This window comes from Subdoligranulum sp. DSM 23681, assembly GCF_057005535.1.
In genome coordinates, this window is the sequence record NZ_CM168050.1 from 490,427 (window position 1) to 508,988 (window position 18,562).

The window sequence follows — 18,562 nt, forward strand, 5'->3', positions numbered from 1 at the left end:
GTGCCGGGGCAGGGCTTTCCGGCGCCGAATACTCAGCGCTTGATATCGTAGTTCATGTTCATCAGATTGCGGATGCTCTTGACATCATCGGTGATGTTGGCATCGCCGTGGATGGTGTGCTTGATGGCACTGGATGCCACCGCAAAGTTGATCATGTCCATGGGACGGTATTTGTGGATCATGGCGTAGATCAGGCCGCTGGCAAAGGCATCGCCGCCGCCCACGCGGTCCAGGATGGTGAAGGTGAAGAGCTTGCTCTCAAAGGTGTGGCCTTCGTACCACATGAAGGCTTTGAGGCTGTTTTCGGAGCCGGAGTGGGCGTAGCGTACATGACGGGCCAGACACTTGATGTTGGGATACCGCTCGATAAAGTGCTGGAAGACCTCATCCTGCTGCTCATAGCTGGGCTGCAGCGGCACGCCGTCCTTCCAGTCGCCCTGGGAATGGTCGTTTTCGTCCTTCCACAGATGGTAAGGCTCAATACCGAAGAGCACATCCACATAGGGCAGGCACTTGGTGCAGAAGTCCCGGGCTTCCTCCCAGGTCCAGAGGCTGCTGCGGAAGTTGCCGTCAAAGCTGACGGTCAGTCCCTTCTTCTTGGCTGCTTCCAGGCAGCGCAGCACAAAGTAGGCGCAGTTGTCGCACAGGGCCGGGGTGATACCGGACAGATGCAGCCAGTCATAGCCTTCCAGCAGCGCGTCCACATCCACCTTGGTCAGATCATACTCGGTGAAAGCACTGTGCTTGCGGTCATAGGTGACCTTGCTGGGACGGATGCCGTAGCCGGTTTCCAGATAATAAGTACCCAGGCGATGGGTGGGCGTCTCCTCCGGCGTGGAGAGGATCATGGGGGTGCAGTGCACGTCGTTGGAACGCAGCCAGCGCACCGCACTCTTGCCCAAAGAGTTGTTGGGCACTACGCTGAAAAAGGTGCTGTCCACCCCCAGATTGGCCAGAGCCAGCGCGATGTTTGCCTCGCTGCCGCCATAGCTGGCCTCAAAGCTGGTGGCCATGCGGATCTTCTCATAGTTGGGCGGGGTCAGACGAAGCATGACTTCACCGATGGTGATGAACTTGGCCGGACTGTCATTGCCCACCAGCAAGGGGTTGTAATTTTCCATAGCGTTCCCTCGTTTCTGCCGGCTCATGGCGGCCGGCTTGTGTTTGTTACCTTCATTGTATTCGATTTTATCGGAGATTTCAACGGAAATTTGCATTCCAAACTGTAAAAAACGTGCAATATGACTTTGCTTCGCCAAATTGCGCGCCGGGTGGTTTTTCCTTTACACAAGGCGAAAAAAAAGGTATAATGTTTTGATAGTATGTCACTAATTCAGTGGGAAAGGAGCCCCACTTCATGGGCTTGCAAACCATCCAGTATCTCTTCTTCCTGGCCGTGTCGGCCGGGGTCTATCTCCACCTGCCCCGCCGCATCCAGCCGGTGTTCCTGCTGGCGGCATCCTGGGTGTTTTACGCCCTGGCGTCCGGCGGCTATCTGGCCGTCACCCTGGGGGTGGGAGCCTTCTCCTACCTGTGCGGCCTGGGCATTGCCTGGAAAGACGGCGCCCACAAGCAGGCCTTTGTCCGGCTGGGGGTCATCGGCAGCATTGCCATCCTGGCCTTTTTCAAGTATTTCGGATTTCTCAACACGGTCCTGCCGCTGCCTTTTCAGGTGGTCATGCCGCTGGGCATCAGTTTCTATTCCTTTGCGGCCATCTCCTACCTCATCGACGCGGGGCGGGGGGACTGTGAAACCGAACGCAATCCGCTGTACTATTTTCTGTTCCTGACCTTTTTCGGAACCGTGACCCAGGGCCCCATCCCCCGGGCCGGGTCGCTGATCCCCCAGCTGCGGGCGGAGCACCGCTTCGATGCCCAGCGCACCGTGCGGGCCCTGCGGCTGTACGCCCTGGGGCTGTTCAAGATGGTGGCGGTGTCCGACGTGCTGGGCATGGTGGTGGATGAAGTCTTTGGCACCTGGCAGAGCTACGGCGGCGGGATGCTGATCCTGGCGGCGGTCTTTTACACCTTCCAGCTGTACTTCAACTTCAGCGGCTATTCCGAGCTGGCCCGGGCCACCGGCCTGGTTCTGGGCCTGGAACTGGCCGAAAACTTCAAGACGCCCTTCTTTGCCACCAACTTTTCCGGGTTCTGGAGCCGGTGGCACATCAGCTTTTCTTCCTGGCTGCAGGATTACCTTTTCATGCCTCTGGCCTGGGCCGACACCGAACGTCTGACCGGCGGGAAGCTGCGCCGTCTGCCCCCGGAGGTGTGTGTGTTCATCGTCTTCTTTGTGTCCGGTTTCTGGCACGGCAACACCCTTCCCTTTGTGGTGTGGGGCCTGCTGCAGGCGCTGTACCGGGTGGGCGAAGAACTGCTGCACCGCCGCCTGGGCAAGCCCAAAAAGAAAGCCCCCGCCAAAGTGCTGTGGGCCAAGCGGGCCGGGGTATTCGTGCTGTGGACCTTCAGCATGGTGTTCTTCCGTATGGGATCCGGCAACGGTTCGGTGGGGGCCTGCTTCGGGTATCTGGCCGGGATGGTGCAGGGACTCTCCCCCGCCCGCTTTGTCTCCGAAGCTTACACCGCCGCCTACAACGGATTTTACGCCAACAGCCTCATGGTAGGGGCCTACTACGCCTTTGCGGCGGTGGGGCTGGCACTGGCCATTTTCCTTGACTATCGCCGCTGCTTCGGCTTCAAGAACAAGGGATCCGAAGTGATGGTGGCCGCCATCCCCGGCTGGCGGCGGCAGGCGCTGTATCTGGCGCTGGTCACCCTGATCCTCATCGGCTACATCCTGCAGAACGGCGGGTTTGCGGCCGGTCTGGGCATGTACGCGGGGTACTGATGATGACGAACAGAAAGGCGGGTGCCCACGGCATGCTGCATATAATCAAACGCCTTGCCCTGCTGCTGATCCCGGTGTATCTGTGGCTGGCGTTTTTTGTGGCCTTTGAACCCAACAACTATTTCGGGCTCAAGGGCGAGACCGATTCCTCCCAGCCGGTGGCCCGGGTGCGGGCTTACCAGACTGACCCTGGCACCCGGCTGATCATCGGGGACAGCCGTCTGGCCCATTTTGATATGGACCTGGTGAGTGAGGTTTCGGGTCAGGACTGGCAGAACCTGGCTTTCGGCGGGGCCAGCCTGCGGGAGAGCCTGGATCTGGCGGACTTTGTGCTGGATTCCGGCAACCAGGTGGATGCCATCCTGTTTGAGCTTTCCTTTTACACCGTCAACGCCAACTATGACACCGACCGGTTCTCCACCCTGGAAGATACCCTGAACAATCCCCTGGCCTACTGCCTGAATCTGGAATACAACGTCAATGCCCTGACCATGTTCCTGAACAAGGTAAACAACACCCCGGACAGCATCGAGTCCGGGGACTGGGGGCCGGCGGACTACTATGATGCCGACGGAAACGCCATTCCCGTGCACCGCAAACTGTATGAGTATCCCGGGCTGATCGACGAAAAATGCCGCAGCTGGTCGGTGAACGAGGAGGAGCTGGTACGGCTGGGAGACCTGGCCCGCCACTGCAGCGAGGAAGGCGTGGAGCTGACCATCGTGCTGCCCCCCATGGCCGACCTGGTGCGCACCGAGGTGTGCGAGAAATACCGCATTGACCAGCGGATGCAGGCGGATGTGCTTCCCCTGCTGAATGACTGGAGCGACGACTACGGCTGCACCGTGCTGGACTACGAGTGGGGCGGCAGCTGCATCACCGACGACGACACCCAGTTTTTTGACGGATTCCATCTGGACGAAAAATACGGTCTGCCGGACTGGACCCGGCAGCTGTTCACCGAAATGGGCGCCTGATGGCGCCCGGTAAGGAAGCAAACCTATGGCATTGGATTTTCTGATTTTGTACGAGCACACGGTGCGGGAATATGAAAGCGACCTGCTTTTGAAGCTGGAACTGGAACGCCGTGGCTATACCGCCGAGATCCGGCAGCTGCTGGACCCCAAACATCTGCGGCTGTTCGGGCGGGACAAGCCCGAAGTACTGGTGGCCAGCTGCATGTATGACAACGAAGCCATCAACAGCCATGTGTACAACAACATCGGCCGCTGCAACAAGATCGTGAACCTGCACTGGGAACAGATGCTCTCCGACACCCAGGAGGAGGGCGACTGGTTCAACATGAACGGCAACGCCAAGCGCTGCGTACAGACCTGCTGGGGCAAGCGCACTGCCGCCCGGTTGCAGGCCCACGGCATGGAAGCCAGGAACACCCCCGTGACCGGCGCCGTGATGATGGATTTTCTGCGCCCGGAATTCAAGGGCTACTTCAAGGACAAGGCTGCCTTGTGCCGGGAGTTCGGTCTGGACGAGCACAAGCACCTGCATCTGTATATTTCCAGCTTCGGCTATGCCAGCATGTCGGATGAGGAGGTGGCCGAGCTCTCCAGAATGGCGGGCACCGATTTCACCGGCTTTGCCCGCACCAACCGCCTCTCCATGGCCGAGACCCTGGACTGGTTTGACCGGTATCTGGGGGAGCACCCGGAGGTAGAACTGGTCTACCGCCGCCATCCCAGCGAATGGAACAGCCCCGCCCTGGACGAACTGGCCAAGAAGCGTCCCAACTTCCATGTGATCTTTGCGGACAGCGTGAAGCAGTGGATCGTGGCGGCAGATTCCATCTCCATCTGGATGAGCACCTCCATCGCGGAGGTCTACATGGCGGGCAAGAGCTGCCACATCCTGCGCCCCACCCCCATCGAGCACGAATACGACCCGGTGATCTACAAGGGCGCCCGGTATGTGACCGACTACGACAGCTTTGTGGCCGCCATGGCGGAGGAGAATCCTCCCTTCCCCATTGCACGGGAGGTCATTGAGGGATACTTTGACCCCAGTGAGCGCCCGGCCTACCTGCGCATGGCCGACCTGCTGGAGGAGGTCTACCGCAATCCGCCCCGGGACACCCCCATGGGGGAAGGATTCAAGCCCCACTTCAACCTGCTGAAATTCGTAGCCCTGTGGGGCGTCCATCTTTTGTACCGCCACGGCTGGGAACCCCGGAAGGTATTTGCCTTCTGCCCGCCGCTGGCCAACTTTGCCCAGCGCATTTACGGCTATGTGGACAAGGCCCATGTGACCCCCGAACAGGTGGAAGCCATGACAGCCCGCATCCGCCCTTATGTGACCGCACGCTGACCGGTCTCCACTTTTTGCACCAAAGGAGCACACCATGCCCGAAACACCCAAAAAGCAGGAATCCTTTCTCGGCAGCCTGATGAAATATTCGGTGGCCACCTATCTGGGCTTTCTGATCAGCGGCGCCGCCCTGATCGTGAAGGGCGTTCTGCCCCCCGACCGCTACGCCGTCCCTGCCTCCTTCATGGCCTACACCACCTCCCTGATGAATGTGGGCATGCTGGGACTGGACCAGGGACTCCTGCGTTTCTTCCGGGAACCGGTGGAAGGCGCCACTGGCCGGAGCATGTTCGCCGCCACCACCCGCCTGTCCCTGCTGGTCATGGCGGTGGTGGGGCTGGTGGGGTCCGCTTTCTTTGCGGAACCGCTGTCCGCCGCCTTCGGTCTGGGGCAGAACGGGGCTATTCTGGTGCCCTTCCTCTTCCTCAACGCCGCCCTGTATATGCTGGTGCGGTATCTGAACGTGCTGCTGCGGCTGGAAAACAACGTCCGGGCCTACACCGCCGAGACCCTCTGGATGCAGGCCTGCCTGAACCTGCTGTACCTGCTGCCGGGATTTTTCACCAGCAAGACCTGGGTGTTCATTGCGGCAGCGGTGGCCAGCTTCGGCTGCGTGGCCATCGCCTTCTGGTTCAAGGCCAAGGCGCCCATCCGGGCGGGCAAGGTGCCTTACAAGGCCATCTACCGCCAGATGGTGCCCTACAGCATCGCCCTGTCCCCCGCCGCGGTGCTGACCCCTCTGTTCCAGTCGGTGTGTCTGTCCTTTCTGGCCAGCAACACCTTCTCCCAGGGATTGTTCGCCTTTGCCTACCAGCTGTCCATGCTGGTGACCACCGTGCAGGCCGGATTTTCCACCTACTGGGGCCCTTATGTCTTTGCCCATTACCGCACCGAACAGGAACGTATCGGGCGGATCCACGACCTGCTGAACTTCCTGATCTTCGGCTTTTTCTGCCTGCTGGTCATGTTTGAGGATATCATCTTCCTCATCTTCCCCTCCAAGCTGCCCTGCATGCGCTTTTTCCCGCTGATGATGCTGGCGGCGGTGTTCCTGATCCTGATGGAAGGCACCGTCTACGGCAACGCCATCGCCCGCCGTCCCCACCACGATACCATCGGGGTGGCCCTGGGCGTGGGGGTGGAGCTGCTGCTCTGCATCTGGCTGGTGCCGCTGTACTCGGTCACCGGGGCGGCAGCCGCCCTGGTGGCGGGCAATGCGGTGATGTTTGTATACCGCACCCTCACCGGGCAGTACTACTACCGCACCATCCCCAGTTACCCCCGCACCATCTCCGGGTTCCTGCTGGCGCTGGCCGCCGGAGCCGTCGGGGTTGTATTTTACCAGCATTTTGTGGTAAAGTTTGTGCTGGTGGGAGCCATTCTCTTCATCTACTGCACCTTGTACCGTCCCCAGCTGCAGAAACTGTGGCACATGGGCATGACCCTGCTGCGCAAGCTGCTGCACCGGTAAGGAGGAAATACCATGGACCACCTGGGCACCGTTCCCCTGCAGACCCGGCGGCTGATGCTGCGCCGCCTGACCTTTGACGATTGCCGGACTATGTTCGACCACTGGGCCGGAGACCCCCAGGTGACCCGGTATCTGCGCTGGAATGCCCACCGGGACTGGACTGTCACCGCCGAATACCTGTACGAGATGGAAAAGTGTTATGCCGATCCCACCGTGTACAACTGGGGCATCTGCCTCCAGGACGGGACCCTCATCGGGACCATCGGGGTGGTGCGGGCGGAGCGGGCCGCTGCCGAAGGCTGGCAGACGCTGCCCGACGCCTTGCGCGGCACCGAGATCTGGGAGCCAGGGTATGCGCTGGGCCGCCCCTGGTGGGGCCGGGGTTATGCCACCGAGGCCCTGCAGGCGGTACTGGATTTCTGGTTCAACCGGGTAGACGGCCCCTGGCTTTCCATCTGCCATGCTGTGGAGAATCCTGCCAGCGGCAGGGTGATCCAAAAAAATGGCTTTCTCTATGACCACGACGCGGTATACCACAAGTATGACGGCACCCCGGTGCCCTGCCGCGCGTATTATAAAATCAAACCAATCAAGGAGATGTAAATGGACGACTTTACTCTGGATTTCACATCCGACCCTCTGAGTACGCTGGACGATCTGGACCCCTTCCCTTCCGACCAGGAGGAAGAACACAGTGCCATTCCGGTGGTGCTGCTGAGTCTGGATCAGGGAAAATTTGATGCGCAGCGCAGTCTGGACGAACTGGCGGCCCTGGCCGAGGCCAACGGCATGGAGGCGGTGGCCACCGTCTGCCAGAAACGTTCCACCCCGGAAGCGGCCACCATGCTGGGCGAAGGCAAGGTGGCCGAAGCCCGACTGGTGTGCATGAATACCCGGGCGGAAGCCGCCATCTTTGACGGGGAGCTTTCGGGCAGCCAGATCCGCAACCTTTCCGCCGCTTTGCAGGTGGAGGTGCTGGACCGCACCATGCTGATCCTGGAGATCTTCAAGTCCCGGGCTTCCACCAACGAGGGCAAGCTGCAGACCGAACTGGCCATGCTGCGCTATCAGCTGCCCCGCCTGCAGGGGCTGGGCGAAGCGCTGAGCCGCCAGGGCGGCGGCGGTGGCGGCGGCGGCGGTGCCCGCCGCGGTGCCGGCGAGACCAAGCTGGAACTGGACCGGCGGCACCTGCACCACCGCATCGAGCACCTGGAAGGGCGGCTGAAGGAACTGGAAAAACGCCGCGGGGAAACCCGCCGTGCCCGCCAGAAGAACAACGTGCCGGTGGTGGCCCTGGTGGGCTACACCAACGTGGGAAAATCCAGCCTGATGAACGCCCTGTGCGGGGCAGAGATCTTTGAGGCGGACATGCTGTTTGCCACTCTGGACCCCACCGCCCGACGTCTGACCCTGCCCAGCGGCCTGACCGTGGTGCTGGTGGATACCGTCGGCTTTGTGAGCCGCCTGCCCCACCACCTGGTGGACGCTTTCAAGAGCACGCTGGAGGAAGCCGCCTACGCGGATGTGATCCTGAAGGTGGCGGACGCCAGCGACAGCGAAGCGGCCGCCCAGCTGGCCGTGACCGACGAGGTCCTGGAATCCCTGGGCTGTTCGGACATTCCCCAGATCGTGGTGTACAACAAGTGTGACAAGCCCGGGGCCATCTCCTTTGACCCGGCGGTGCTGCTGACCAGCGCCAAAACCGGCCGGGGGCTGGACGAACTGCTGAAGCGGCTGGACGAGGCGTTGTCCCACCGGGTCCGCACCATCGAGGTGCTGCTGCCTTATGACAAACTGTCCCTGGCCGATATCCTGCGCAGCCGGGGCAGCGTTATGGAGGAGGAGTATCGCCCCGACGGCGTGTACTACAAAGGCACCGTCAAAATTGATGATCTGCACCGGTTTGAGGACTATATGGTCTGAGTTTTCCATGACAATAAAGCGGCAGGCCCGCCGTACCGAAATGGTACGGCGGGCCTGCCTTTTGTATCAGGAGACGGGATCTGCTTATTTGCCGGCAGCGGCGGCACCGCTGGTGTCCCCTGCCACTGCCTTGATGGCGGAGACGGTGGCGGCCATGTCCTGCATGTTGCTGGGCACGATGATCTTGGTGGCCTTGCCGTCCGCCACCCGCTCCATGGCTTCCATGCTGCGCAGAGCCAGCATGTTCTGAGAGGGAGCGGCCTCGTTGATCAGGCGGATGGAGTCGGCCTTGGCCTTCTGCACCAGCAGCAGGGCCTGGGCCTGACCTTCGGCCTCCCGGATCTTCTGTTCTTTGACGGCCTCGGCCCGCAGGATGGCGCTTTCCTTTTCGCCTTCGGCGCGGGTGATGGCGGCCTGCTTCTCGCCTTCGGCCAGCAGGATGCTGGCACGCTTTTCACGGTCGGCCTTCATCTGCTTTTCCATGGCGGTTCGGATTTCCTGCGGGGGTTCGATGTTTTTCAGCTCGATGCGGTTGACCTTGATGCCCCAGCGGTCGGTGGCTTCATCCAGGGTGGCGGTGATCTTGGTGTTGATCAGGTCGCGGCTGGTCAGGGTCTCATCCAGGGACATGGAACCGATGATGTCACGCAGGGTGGTGGCGGACAGGTTCTCGATGGCGGCGATGGGCCGGGTCACGCCGTAGGCGTAAGCCTTGGCGTCGAACACCTGGAAGAACACCACCGTGTCGATCATCATGGTGACGTTGTCCCGGGTGATGACCGGCTGCGGGGGGAAGTCGGCCACTTCCTCCTTGAGGGAAACACGGCGGGCGATGCGCTCAATGAAGGGCACCTTGATGTGCAGGCCGGCGTCCCAGGTTTCCTTGTAGACACCCAGCGATTCGATGACGTAGGAATTGGACTGCGGAACAATGACGATGCAGCGCACGATCACGAGCAAGGCCACGATCAGCAGAATGGCGATCAGAATAACTCCCCAGGGCATATGGTTTACCTCCTTCAACGTTCGGAATGGTTTATTTTGGTCCTGCCGGTGCTGAACAGGGATGCACCGCACGGGATCTCTTACACCGTTTCTTCCACAGGGGCAGCGCACACTGTCAGCACATTGCCGTCGGAGGCAGTCACCTGGCAGCGGCTGCCCTGGGGCAGGGCCTCATTGGCCTTGGCCTGCCAGTCCAGACCGTCCACCCGGACACGCCCCAGTTCCCCGGGCAGAATGGCCTGCAGTACCACGCCGCGCTTGCCCACGCTGAGTTCCGGCCCGTTGGTGACCGGCGCCTTTTTGTTGCGGCGGCGGGCAGCCAGGGTGGGAACCATGATGGCCAGGGTCACGGCAGATACCAGGGCAAACACCAGGAACTGCAGCGGCAGCGAGGTGGTGAACAGGCTGACAATCAGTGCCACGGCGGCACCCACCGCAAACCAGATGGAGATCAGGGCGGTGGTAGCGGCTTCCGCGGCCACAAAAACGATGACGGCAATCAACCACAAAATGCTATCCATAAGCTGCAAATCCCTCCTTATGTGATTTGACACAATTCTAACAGGGTGCGTATATAAAGTCAAGATATCCGCCTGTAAAACCCACGGGTTTCCACCTATTTTCTGCAGGCCGGAACGCCCTGTTCTGCCAAGGGTATGCCTTCTCCCCCGCCCGGGATGCAAAAGACCGCTGCCCATTGCGAAGCAGCGGTCTTTTTCTTAGTAGATCTTGAAATAGCCCACGTTTTTGGGCTTGTTGTCCTCCACCAGGATGGTGAAGCCGCCGGGATTGACTTCGGCCGATTTGCCGAACGCCTGGGTGCACAGCAGGTGCGGACCCCGGTTCAGGATGATTTCGGCAGTCTGGGTCTTGCCCACACGGCGGAAATGCAGCACATCCCCTTCGGCCTGGACCAGTTCGATAGAACCGCCGTCGAAGGCATCACAGCTGCGGCGCAGGTTGGCCAGGTTGGCCAGCGGGCCGCGCAGCCGCTTTTCGGTGCTGTTCCAGTCATAGAAAGCCCGGTTGAAGGGGTCGCGGTAGCCCTGCATGGCGATCTCGTCCCCGTAATAGACGCAGGGCACACCAGGCAGGGTATACACCAGGGCATAGGCCAGCAACAGACGGCGGATGGCGTCCTCCATCCGGGCCGCCGGGATGCGCCGGCCGCTCTGCCAGAAGCGGTCCCGCCCGTTGGCGGGTTCATCCGCAATGGCGGTGATGGCCCGCTCGGTGTCGTGGGTGGACAGGAAGTTCATGGCGCAGTCCAGGGCGGGTTTGGGGTAATTCTCACAGATGGAGAGGATACGGTCGGCCACCTCCTCCGTTCTGGCGCCGCAGACATAGTCGATGGCGGCATTGCGGAAGGGATAGTTCATGGTGGTGTCCAGACCATGGCCCCGCAGGTAGGTGCGGCGGCGTCCGAAGCCTTCCTTGGTGGTGGCGTCCTCCCACACTTCCCCGATGAGCAGCTTGTCCTCGCCGTGAGATTTGACGGCAGAACGGATCTTTTCAATGAAATCGTCGGGCAGCTCGTCGGCCACGTCCAGCCGGAAGCCGGAAGCTCCCAGGTTGAGCCAGGTGTCGATGACGCCGCCCTTGCAGCAGACGAACTCGGTGTAGGAGGGGGAATCCTCCTGCACTTCGGGCAGGGTCTCAAACCCCCACCAGCTGCGGTAGCCGCACTTGTAGCCAGAGTCGAAATCATACCAGCTGCGGTACGGCGAATGGCGGTCACGGTAGGCGCCGCCGGGGCCGTAACGGCCTTCCCGGTTGAAGTAGCGGGAATCCGAACCGGTGTGGCTGAACACCCCGTCCAGAATGATGCGGATGCCGTGGCGGCGGGCAGCGGTGCACAGCTCGGCAAAATCCCGGTTGGTGCCCAGCAGCGGGTCCGCCTTGAGGTAGTCGGCGGTGTTGTACCGGTGGTTGGCATGGGCCTCAAAGATGGGATTGAGGTAGATGCAGCTGACACCCAGCCGTTCCAGGTAAGGCAGCTTCTGCTGGATGCCCGCGAAGTCCCCGCCGTAGTAGTCCATGTTCAGGTAGCCTTCGGGCTGTTCGGTGGGCCAGAAATAGGGCTCGCCGGTCTTGTCCGGACGGTAGATGCGGTCGGCAAAAGGCATGGGCTTGTTGGGTACGCCCTCACAGAAGCGGTCAGGGAAGATCTGGTACATGGTGCCGTTCTTGATCCAGTCCGGCGTCTTGAAGTCCGGTTCGTACACCGTCAGCTGCCAGCAGTCCCCTTCCACCCAGGTCAGTTCGCCCTCGGCATTGGCACCGCGGCAGATCTTGCGGAAGTCGGTATACAGATCAAAGTAATAGAAGTACAGCCCCGAGGTGGTGGGCGTCACGGTGACGGAAAAATGGTTGGAGCCCTGATCCTGCCCGTCAAAATCCATACGGTAGTGCACCGGATCTTCCCGGTCCTTGGTCAGAACCAGGTGGGGGTCCACATATCCGTAGTCCTGGGGCACATCCAGGTGCAGGGTGACGGCAGTTCCCGCCGGCACCGCACCGAAGGGGGTCTTGTAGTGGGCCAGGCGGCTGTTGAAAAAGGTGTGCGACATAGATTGATCGTCCGTCCCTTCAGGGTGATTTTACCCGAAAAGACCGCCGCACAAAAACGGCGGCGGTCAGGTTCCGGAAATTCAGTTCACGGGCGGCTCAGCGAACCGGGGTGGCGCCCCAGATATCGCGGGCATAATCCATCACCGAACGGTCGGCGGAGAAGATGCCGGCATTGGCAATGTTCATCAGGCTCATGCGGTTCCAGGTTTCGCGGTCACGATACAGCTGCTGCACGGTGGCCTGGGCACGGCGGTAATCCTTGAAGTCGGCCATGACCATATAGGGGTCGCTGTTGCGCAGGTTGTTGGTGACTTCGCTGAAGTTCTCTCCGTTCCAGCCCTTTTCCAGCAGATCCAGCACCGCCATGGCGATGTTGTCGTCGGAGATATAGGCCTGGGGATGATAGCCCATGCCCTTCAGAGCGTTGACCTCGGGGGTCAGCATGCCGAAGATGATCTCGTTCTCATGACCGGCGGCATCGGCGATCTCCACGTTGGCACCGTCCAGGGTACCCAGGGTGATGGCGCCGTTGAGCATGAACTTCATGTTGCCGGTGCCGGAAGCCTCGGTGCCGGCCAGAGAGATCTGTTCAGACACCTCGGAGGCGGGCATCAGCTGCTCGGACAGGGTGACGCAGTAGTCTTCCAGATAGACGATACGCAGCTTGCCCTGCACGGCGGGGTCGGAGTCGATGAGCTGACCCAGTTTGCAGATCATGCGGATCATCTGCTTGGCCATATAGTAGCCGGGAGCCGCCTTGGCGCCGAAGATATAGGTCTTGGGGATGAAGTCGGCGTTGGGGTTGGCCTTCAGGTACAGGTACTCGGCCGCGATGTTCAGCGCATTCAGGTGCTGGCGCTTGTACTCGTGCATGCGCTTGACCTGGCAGTCGAAGATGGAATCGGGGTCGATGAGCTGGCCGGTGGCGCGCTCCAGGTAGTTGGCGAACTGGACCTTGTTCTCCCGCTTGACGCTTTCCAGCTTCTTCAGGAAGGCCTTGTCGGTGGCGAACTTTTCCAGCTTCTTCAGCTGGGAAGCATCGGTCTTGAAGCCGTCGCCGATGCTCTCGCTGAGCAGGTCGGTCAGGCCGGGGTTGGCGCACAGCAGCCAGCGGCGGTAGGCAATGCCGTTGGTGACGTTCTTGAAGGCCTTGGGCTTATACAGGAAATAATCATGGAAGACGCTGTCCTTGATGATCTCACTGTGCAGCTTGGAAACGCCGTTGATGGAGTGGCAGGTGTAGGCGCAGATGTTGGCCATACGGACCTGGTTGTCGCCCAGGATGGCCATATAGTCGATCTTGCCCTTGTCGCCGGGGAAGACCTTTTCCAGGTCGGCGCGGCAGCGGCGGTCCATCTCGCAGACGATCTGCCAGATGCGGGGCAGGGTGGAACGGAAGATGTCCACATTCCACTTTTCCAGAGCCTCGCTCATAACGGTGTGGTTGGTGTAAGCAAAGACCTTCTGGCAGATGGCAAAGGCATCTTCCCAGCTGTAGGAGCACTCATCCAGCAGGATGCGCATCATTTCGGGGATGGCCAGGGTCGGGTGGGTGTCGTTCAGCTGGATGGCCACCTTGTCGGGCAGGTTGTCCAGGGTACCGTACTGGTTCAGGTGGTTGCCCAGGATATCGGCCACAGAGGCGGCGGAGAAGAAATACTGCTGGCGCAGACGCAGGATCTTGCCCTCGGTGTGGTTATCGTTGGGGTACAGGATCTTGGAGATCAGCTCGGCGGAAGCGCTCTGGCTGATGGCGGTGTTGTAGTTGCCGGCGTTGAAGCTGCTCATATCAAAGCTGGGCGCCTTGGCCTGCCACAGACGCAGCTTGGCCACACCGGACGTGCCGTAACCGGCCACATACATATCGTTGGGCACGGCGATGACACTGTTGTAGTTTTCGTACTTCACATGGTGGAAGCCGCCGTCCCAGGTCTCGATGGCCTGACCGTCAAAGCGGATTTCCTGGGCCTGGTCGGGATGGCTCTTGATCCAGACCTGGCCGCCGGGCAGCCAGTTGTCGGCGGTCTCCTGCTGCCAGCCGTCCACGATCTTCTGCTTGAAGATGCCGTACTCATACAGGATGGAATAGCCAGTGCCGGGGATGCAGTCGGTGGCCATGCCGTCCAGATAGCAGGCTGCCAGACGGCCCAGGCCGCCGTTGCCCAGGCCGGCATCCGGTTCCTGGTTGTAGATGCTGTCGATGTTGACGCCGGCCTTTTCCAGCACGGCTTCGGCGACCTTGTTCAGTCCCAGGTTGAACAGGCTGGTGCGCAGGCTGCGGCCCATCAGGAACTCCATGCAGAGGTAGTAGACCTGCTTTTTGCCTTCGCCCAGGGTGCGGGCCTGGAACTTCTTCTGCTGATCAGACATGATCTGACGGACGATGGCGGCCATGCAACGGTAGATCTGGTCCACCGAGGCCACATCGAGGGTGACGTTGCACTCGCTCATCAGGGTGTCCTTGAGCAGCTTATCAAACTCTTTTTCCGTATATTTCACCAAAACGACTCTCTCCTTTTACAGATTTTCTCGTTTTTGCCAAGCCGCACCTACGGGGCCAAAAGCCAGCCGGCGGGCCGCATTGGGGTACTGAATCCGGGGTTTGACACTTGTTCAGCAAACCACTTGATTTTCATTATAGTAAAATTTTTCCCTTTTAGCAAGGGTTTTTGCCCCCATCGCGTGAATTTTGCATTTTTACACAAAAGGGCTTTTTCTCGGGCCGAAATTATACTATAATAGAGTATATCTGTGGATACTAGCGTAAGAGTTTGCTTTGACGGTAAAAGTTTGTGCATCAAAAATTTATGTTACAAAGGAGTTTCCATATGCCTACTTCGAAAGTACGTTTGAATATCTGCGGTTCCAGCTATGTGATTTCCACCACCGAGAGTGAAGACTATATGCAGAACCTGGCTGACCGCCTGAACCTGGACATGAACGAGCTGATGTCCTCCTCCAACACCGTGTCCATCACCACCGCTGCCGTGATGACCGCCCTGAGCTACCGCGATGAGCTGGAAAAGGCCAGCGGCAGTGCCGACAACATGCGCCGCCAGATCAAGAATTATCTGGAGGACGCGGCTTCCGCCAAGATGGCCGCCGAAGAGCTGCGCCGGGAAAACGATGCCCTGCGCAAGCAGGTGGATGATCTGCGCCGCCGCCTGAACCTGCGGGACGCCGCTCTGAACTGATGAGCCTGCCCATCCAAACGCCGCGGCCGGAGATCCTGGCCCCGGCCGGAAACGCACAGATGCTTAGCGCCGCTGTGTTCAGCGGCGCTGATGCTGTTTATCTGGGCCTGACGGGATACAACGCACGGCGCAGCGCCGGCAATTTCACGCCGGAGGAGCTTTGTGACGCCGTGCGCTTTTGTCATGCCCGTGGGGTGCGGGTCCATGTGACATTGAACACCCTGGTGTTCGGACCGGAACTGCCCGGTCTGGCCGATGCGGTGCGCGCCGTGGCCGAAGCCGGCGCCGACGCGGTGATCTCCGACGATCTGGCGGTGGCGGCCCTGGTGAAACAGATGGCCCCCGAAGTCCATCTGCACGCCTCCACCCAGATGACCATCCACACCCCCGAGGGAGCCCGACAGATGGCCGAAATGGGCTACGACCGGGTCATTCTGGCCCGGGAGCTCTCTTTGGAGGAGATCCGGGCGGTGGTCAAGGCCAGTCCCATCGAGGTGGAGGTGTTCATCCACGGAGCCATGTGCATGGCGGTGAGCGGACAGTGCATGATGAGCGCCTTTCTGGGCGGACGCAGCGGCAACCGCGGCGCCTGCGCCGGCCCCTGCCGCCTGCCCTTTGACGCCACCCCCGGCCTGCGTCCCGGTCAGCCCGGGACGGCCTGCCATCTGAGCCTGAAGGACATGGATCTGGTGCCTTATATGGCACAGCTCATGGACGCCGGCGTGGCCAGCGTAAAAATCGAAGGCCGGCTGCGTACCCCCGAGTATGCCGCCGCGGCCGTGACCGCCTGCCGGTGCGCCCGGGAAGGCAAGGCCTACGATGAAGCCCTGCTGCGGGACATTTTCTCCCGTTCCGGCTTCACCGATGGATATCTGGTGGGCCGCAACGGCAAGAACATGTTCGGCGTGCGCACCCAGGCAGATGCCGACGCCACCCGGGCCGCCACCCCCAAAGCCCGGGAATTGTTCCGGCGGGAACTGTCCCGGATCCCGGTGACCTTCCGTGTGGAAGTATTGCCCGACGGCATTGCCCTAACCGCCGAGGACGGGGAAGGCCGCGCCGCCCGGGCTGTGAGCCGCACCGCGCCCCAGGCCGCCCAGAAGGACCAGAGCGATGCCATCACTCGGGCTTTGTCCAAGACCGGCGGCACTCCCTTCTGTGTGGGCGAAATCAAGCTGCCCGAAGAGGCGCACACCGCCTTTTTGCCCGGAAGCGAGTGGAACGAGCTGCGCCGGGAGGTCCTGGAGCGGCTGCTGGAATTCCGCAGCGCCCCCGCCCCCAAGTCTGTGCAGCCCTGTTCCCTGCCTGTCTGGGCACCCCGCCGCCCCGGTGTACCCACCCTGGCTGCCCGGTTTGAGCGGGCGGAGCAGATCCCTGCAGATCTGACCGACAGGCTGGCTTTTCTGGTGCTGCCGGTGAGTCAGGCCGCCCAGCTGCCTGAAGCTCTGCGTTCCCGCACCCTGCTGGAACTGCCCCGGGTGTGCTTCGGCGCTGCCGAGGAGGCGGCCAAAACCGCCCTGGCCGGCTGCGAGGGACAGGGATTCCGGGGCGTGATCCTGAACAATCCCGCCCACCTGCGGTACGCCACTTCCCTGCCCCGGTACGGCGGCATGGGCCTGAATGTGACCAACCCGGTGGCTGCCAGACGCTGGAGGGAGCTGGGGCTGCAGGGGATGCTGGTCCATCCCGAAACGCCCCTGCCCGCCATGCGGCTCCTGGACCCCGGCGTGCCCACCGCCGCCCTGTGCTACGGGCACATGCCCCTGATGCTGACCCGGGCCTGTCCCCTGCGCAACGTGCGGGACTGCAAGGGCTGTCCCCACAGCGGCAGTCTGCGGGACCGCAAGGGCCGGGATTTCCCGGTGCGGTGCTCGGCGCCGGGTATGGCCGGTATCCGCACCGTCTACAATCCGGTGCCCCTGTACATGGGCGACCGGCTGGGCGAACTGCCCGCCGATTTTGCCCTGGCCGCCTTCACACTGGAAGCCCCCGACCGGGTGCACCAGATTTTGGAGATGCTGCTGGCGGGCCGGGGATTTGACAGCGAGTTCACCCGGGGATTATACTATACTGGTTAAGCCTTTTTGAAAAAAGGAGACAATATGGAACGCAAGACCGTTAAATTCAAGCGGCTGGATCCGGCCGCCAAGGCCCCCGCCTACGCCACCGCCGGTGCGGCGGCCGCCGACCTGTGCGCCCTGCTGGACGCACCTCTGACCGTGGAACCCATGCAGCGGGTACTGGTGCCCACCGGTCTGGCCATTGAACTGCCCGGTCCCGAATGTGTGGCCCTGGTGTATGCCCGCAGCGGGCTTTCCATCAAGCACGGGCTGTGCATGGCCAACGGTGTGGGCGTGGTGGACAGCGACTACCGCGGGGAACTGAAGGTGCCCATGGTGAACCTGGGCACCGAAGCCTACACCATTGCACCCGGAGAACGGGTGGCCCAGCTGTGCATTGCCCCGGTATGGCAGGCGGACTTTGTGGCCGCCGACACCCTGGGCGACACCGCCCGCGGAGAAGGCGGCTTCGGCTCCACCGGCCGGAGCTGAGGGACGGGCCGTTTTTGGTCTGTGCCCTAGATTTCGTCAGAATTTGATCTGACAGCGCTATATAATAGCCAACGAAAGGAAACATCCCATGTCTTTGATCCTTGCCTCCGGCAGCCCCCGCCGCCGGGAACTGCTTGCCCTGATCACCAAGAATTTCACCGTCTGTGCCAGCGATGTGGATGAAAGCAAGATCGCAGCCGACTGCCCCGCTCATCTGGCCCAGGCTCTGGCCGTGGCCAAGGCCCGGGCGGTATCGGTCCAGCACCCGGAGGATATCGTTCTGGGCTGCGACACGGTGGTGGAATGCGAGGGGGAGGTCTTTGGCAAACCCCGGGACGAGGCGGATGCCGCCCGCATGCTGCGGGCCCTGTCCGGCCGCACCCATCTGGTACATACGGGTGTCTGCGTCTGCGGCAGCGGCCATGCCGCCTACTGTGTGGAAACGTCCCGCGTCCACTTTGCCCCTATTGCGGAGGAAGACCTGCTGCGCTATGTGCGCACGCCGGAACCCTATGACAAAGCCGGCGCCTATGCCATTCAGGGACACGCCGCACTGTGGTGCAGCGGCATTGAGGGATGTTATTACAACATTATGGGTCTGCCCGTCCACCGTACGGCACAGCTGCTGAGCCAGTTCATGGCGCTGTGACCGCCCTTTGTGCCGGGAACCCGGCGC

Annotated in this window: 15 protein-coding genes; 10 read left to right on the plus strand and 5 right to left on the minus strand. The window is 61.3% G+C overall.

Going from position 1 to position 18,562, the window contains the following annotated elements:
* Positions 1-32: 32 nt before the first annotated feature.
* Entirely contained in the window at positions 33-1,121 is a 1,089-nt protein-coding gene (locus AC127K_RS02460) for a sugar kinase (protein WP_294540425.1), read from the minus strand.
* Between the two features lie 236 nt (positions 1,122-1,357).
* On the opposite strand from AC127K_RS02460, the gene AC127K_RS02465 reads away from it, so the two are divergent.
* The 6 genes from AC127K_RS02465 to hflX are packed head-to-tail and all read left to right on the plus strand — an operon-like array spanning position 1,358 to position 8,564.
* Entirely contained in the window at positions 1,358-2,848 is a 1,491-nt protein-coding gene (locus AC127K_RS02465) for an MBOAT family O-acyltransferase (RefSeq protein WP_483721435.1), read from the plus strand.
* Positions 2,848-3,825, plus strand: a complete 978-nt coding sequence (locus tag AC127K_RS02470) for a hypothetical protein (protein WP_483721436.1) — start codon at positions 2,848-2,850, stop codon at positions 3,823-3,825. The genes AC127K_RS02465 and AC127K_RS02470 overlap by 1 nt, the downstream gene beginning before the upstream one ends.
* Before the next feature lie 25 nt (positions 3,826-3,850).
* A complete protein-coding gene (locus AC127K_RS02475; RefSeq protein WP_483721437.1) occupies positions 3,851-5,170 on the plus strand; it encodes a surface carbohydrate biosynthesis protein in 1,320 nt (439 codons plus the stop codon).
* Positions 5,171-5,204: 34 nt separating this feature from the next.
* On the plus strand, positions 5,205-6,641 hold the full coding sequence (locus tag AC127K_RS02480; RefSeq protein ID WP_483721438.1) for a lipopolysaccharide biosynthesis protein: 1,437 nt from the start codon (positions 5,205-5,207) through the stop codon (positions 6,639-6,641).
* A gap of 12 nt (positions 6,642-6,653) precedes the next feature.
* On the plus strand, positions 6,654-7,244 hold the full coding sequence (locus tag AC127K_RS02485; protein WP_294540416.1) for a GNAT family N-acetyltransferase: 591 nt from the start codon (positions 6,654-6,656) through the stop codon (positions 7,242-7,244).
* Positions 7,245-8,564: a GTPase HflX gene (gene hflX / locus AC127K_RS02490; RefSeq protein WP_294540414.1), complete on the plus strand. Its 1,320-nt coding sequence runs from the start codon at positions 7,245-7,247 to the stop codon at positions 8,562-8,564. It begins immediately after the preceding gene.
* 84 nt (positions 8,565-8,648) lie between these two features.
* Here hflX and AC127K_RS02495 read toward each other — a convergent pair whose 3' ends face one another.
* The 4 genes from AC127K_RS02495 to AC127K_RS02510 all read right to left on the minus strand — a co-directional run bounded on the left by AC127K_RS02495 (position 8,649) and on the right by AC127K_RS02510 (position 14,642).
* Complete coding sequence (locus tag AC127K_RS02495; protein WP_294540412.1) at positions 8,649-9,569, minus strand: SPFH domain-containing protein; 921 nt, start codon at positions 9,567-9,569, stop codon at positions 8,649-8,651.
* Positions 9,570-9,649: 80 nt separating this feature from the next.
* On the minus strand, positions 9,650-10,090 hold the full coding sequence (locus AC127K_RS02500; RefSeq protein WP_483721439.1) for an NfeD family protein: 441 nt from the start codon (positions 10,088-10,090) through the stop codon (positions 9,650-9,652).
* Between the two features lie 198 nt (positions 10,091-10,288).
* Positions 10,289-12,139 (minus strand): glycoside hydrolase family 13 protein, encoded by a 1,851-nt coding sequence (locus tag AC127K_RS02505; RefSeq protein WP_483721440.1) that lies wholly within the window; start codon positions 12,137-12,139, stop codon positions 10,289-10,291.
* A gap of 97 nt (positions 12,140-12,236) precedes the next feature.
* Positions 12,237-14,642 (minus strand): glycogen/starch/alpha-glucan phosphorylase, encoded by a 2,406-nt coding sequence (locus tag AC127K_RS02510; RefSeq protein ID WP_483721441.1) that lies wholly within the window; start codon positions 14,640-14,642, stop codon positions 12,237-12,239.
* 326 nt (positions 14,643-14,968) lie between these two features.
* Here AC127K_RS02510 and AC127K_RS02515 point away from each other — a divergent pair, with 326 nt between their 5' ends.
* The 4 genes from AC127K_RS02515 to AC127K_RS02530 all read left to right on the plus strand — a co-directional run bounded on the left by AC127K_RS02515 (position 14,969) and on the right by AC127K_RS02530 (position 18,535).
* Entirely contained in the window at positions 14,969-15,334 is a 366-nt protein-coding gene (locus AC127K_RS02515; RefSeq protein WP_294539711.1) for a cell division protein ZapA, read from the plus strand.
* A 59-nt stretch (positions 15,335-15,393) separates the two neighbouring features.
* On the plus strand, positions 15,394-17,412 hold the full coding sequence (locus tag AC127K_RS02520; RefSeq protein ID WP_483721442.1) for a U32 family peptidase: 2,019 nt from the start codon (positions 15,394-15,396) through the stop codon (positions 17,410-17,412).
* Between the two features lie 24 nt (positions 17,413-17,436).
* Positions 17,437-17,886, plus strand: coding sequence for a dUTP diphosphatase (gene dut / locus AC127K_RS02525; protein ID WP_483721443.1), 450 nt, complete (start codon positions 17,437-17,439; stop codon positions 17,884-17,886).
* A gap of 88 nt (positions 17,887-17,974) precedes the next feature.
* A complete protein-coding gene (locus tag AC127K_RS02530; protein ID WP_294539718.1) occupies positions 17,975-18,535 on the plus strand; it encodes a Maf family protein in 561 nt (186 codons plus the stop codon).
* The last annotated feature ends 27 nt before the right edge of the window (positions 18,536-18,562 follow it).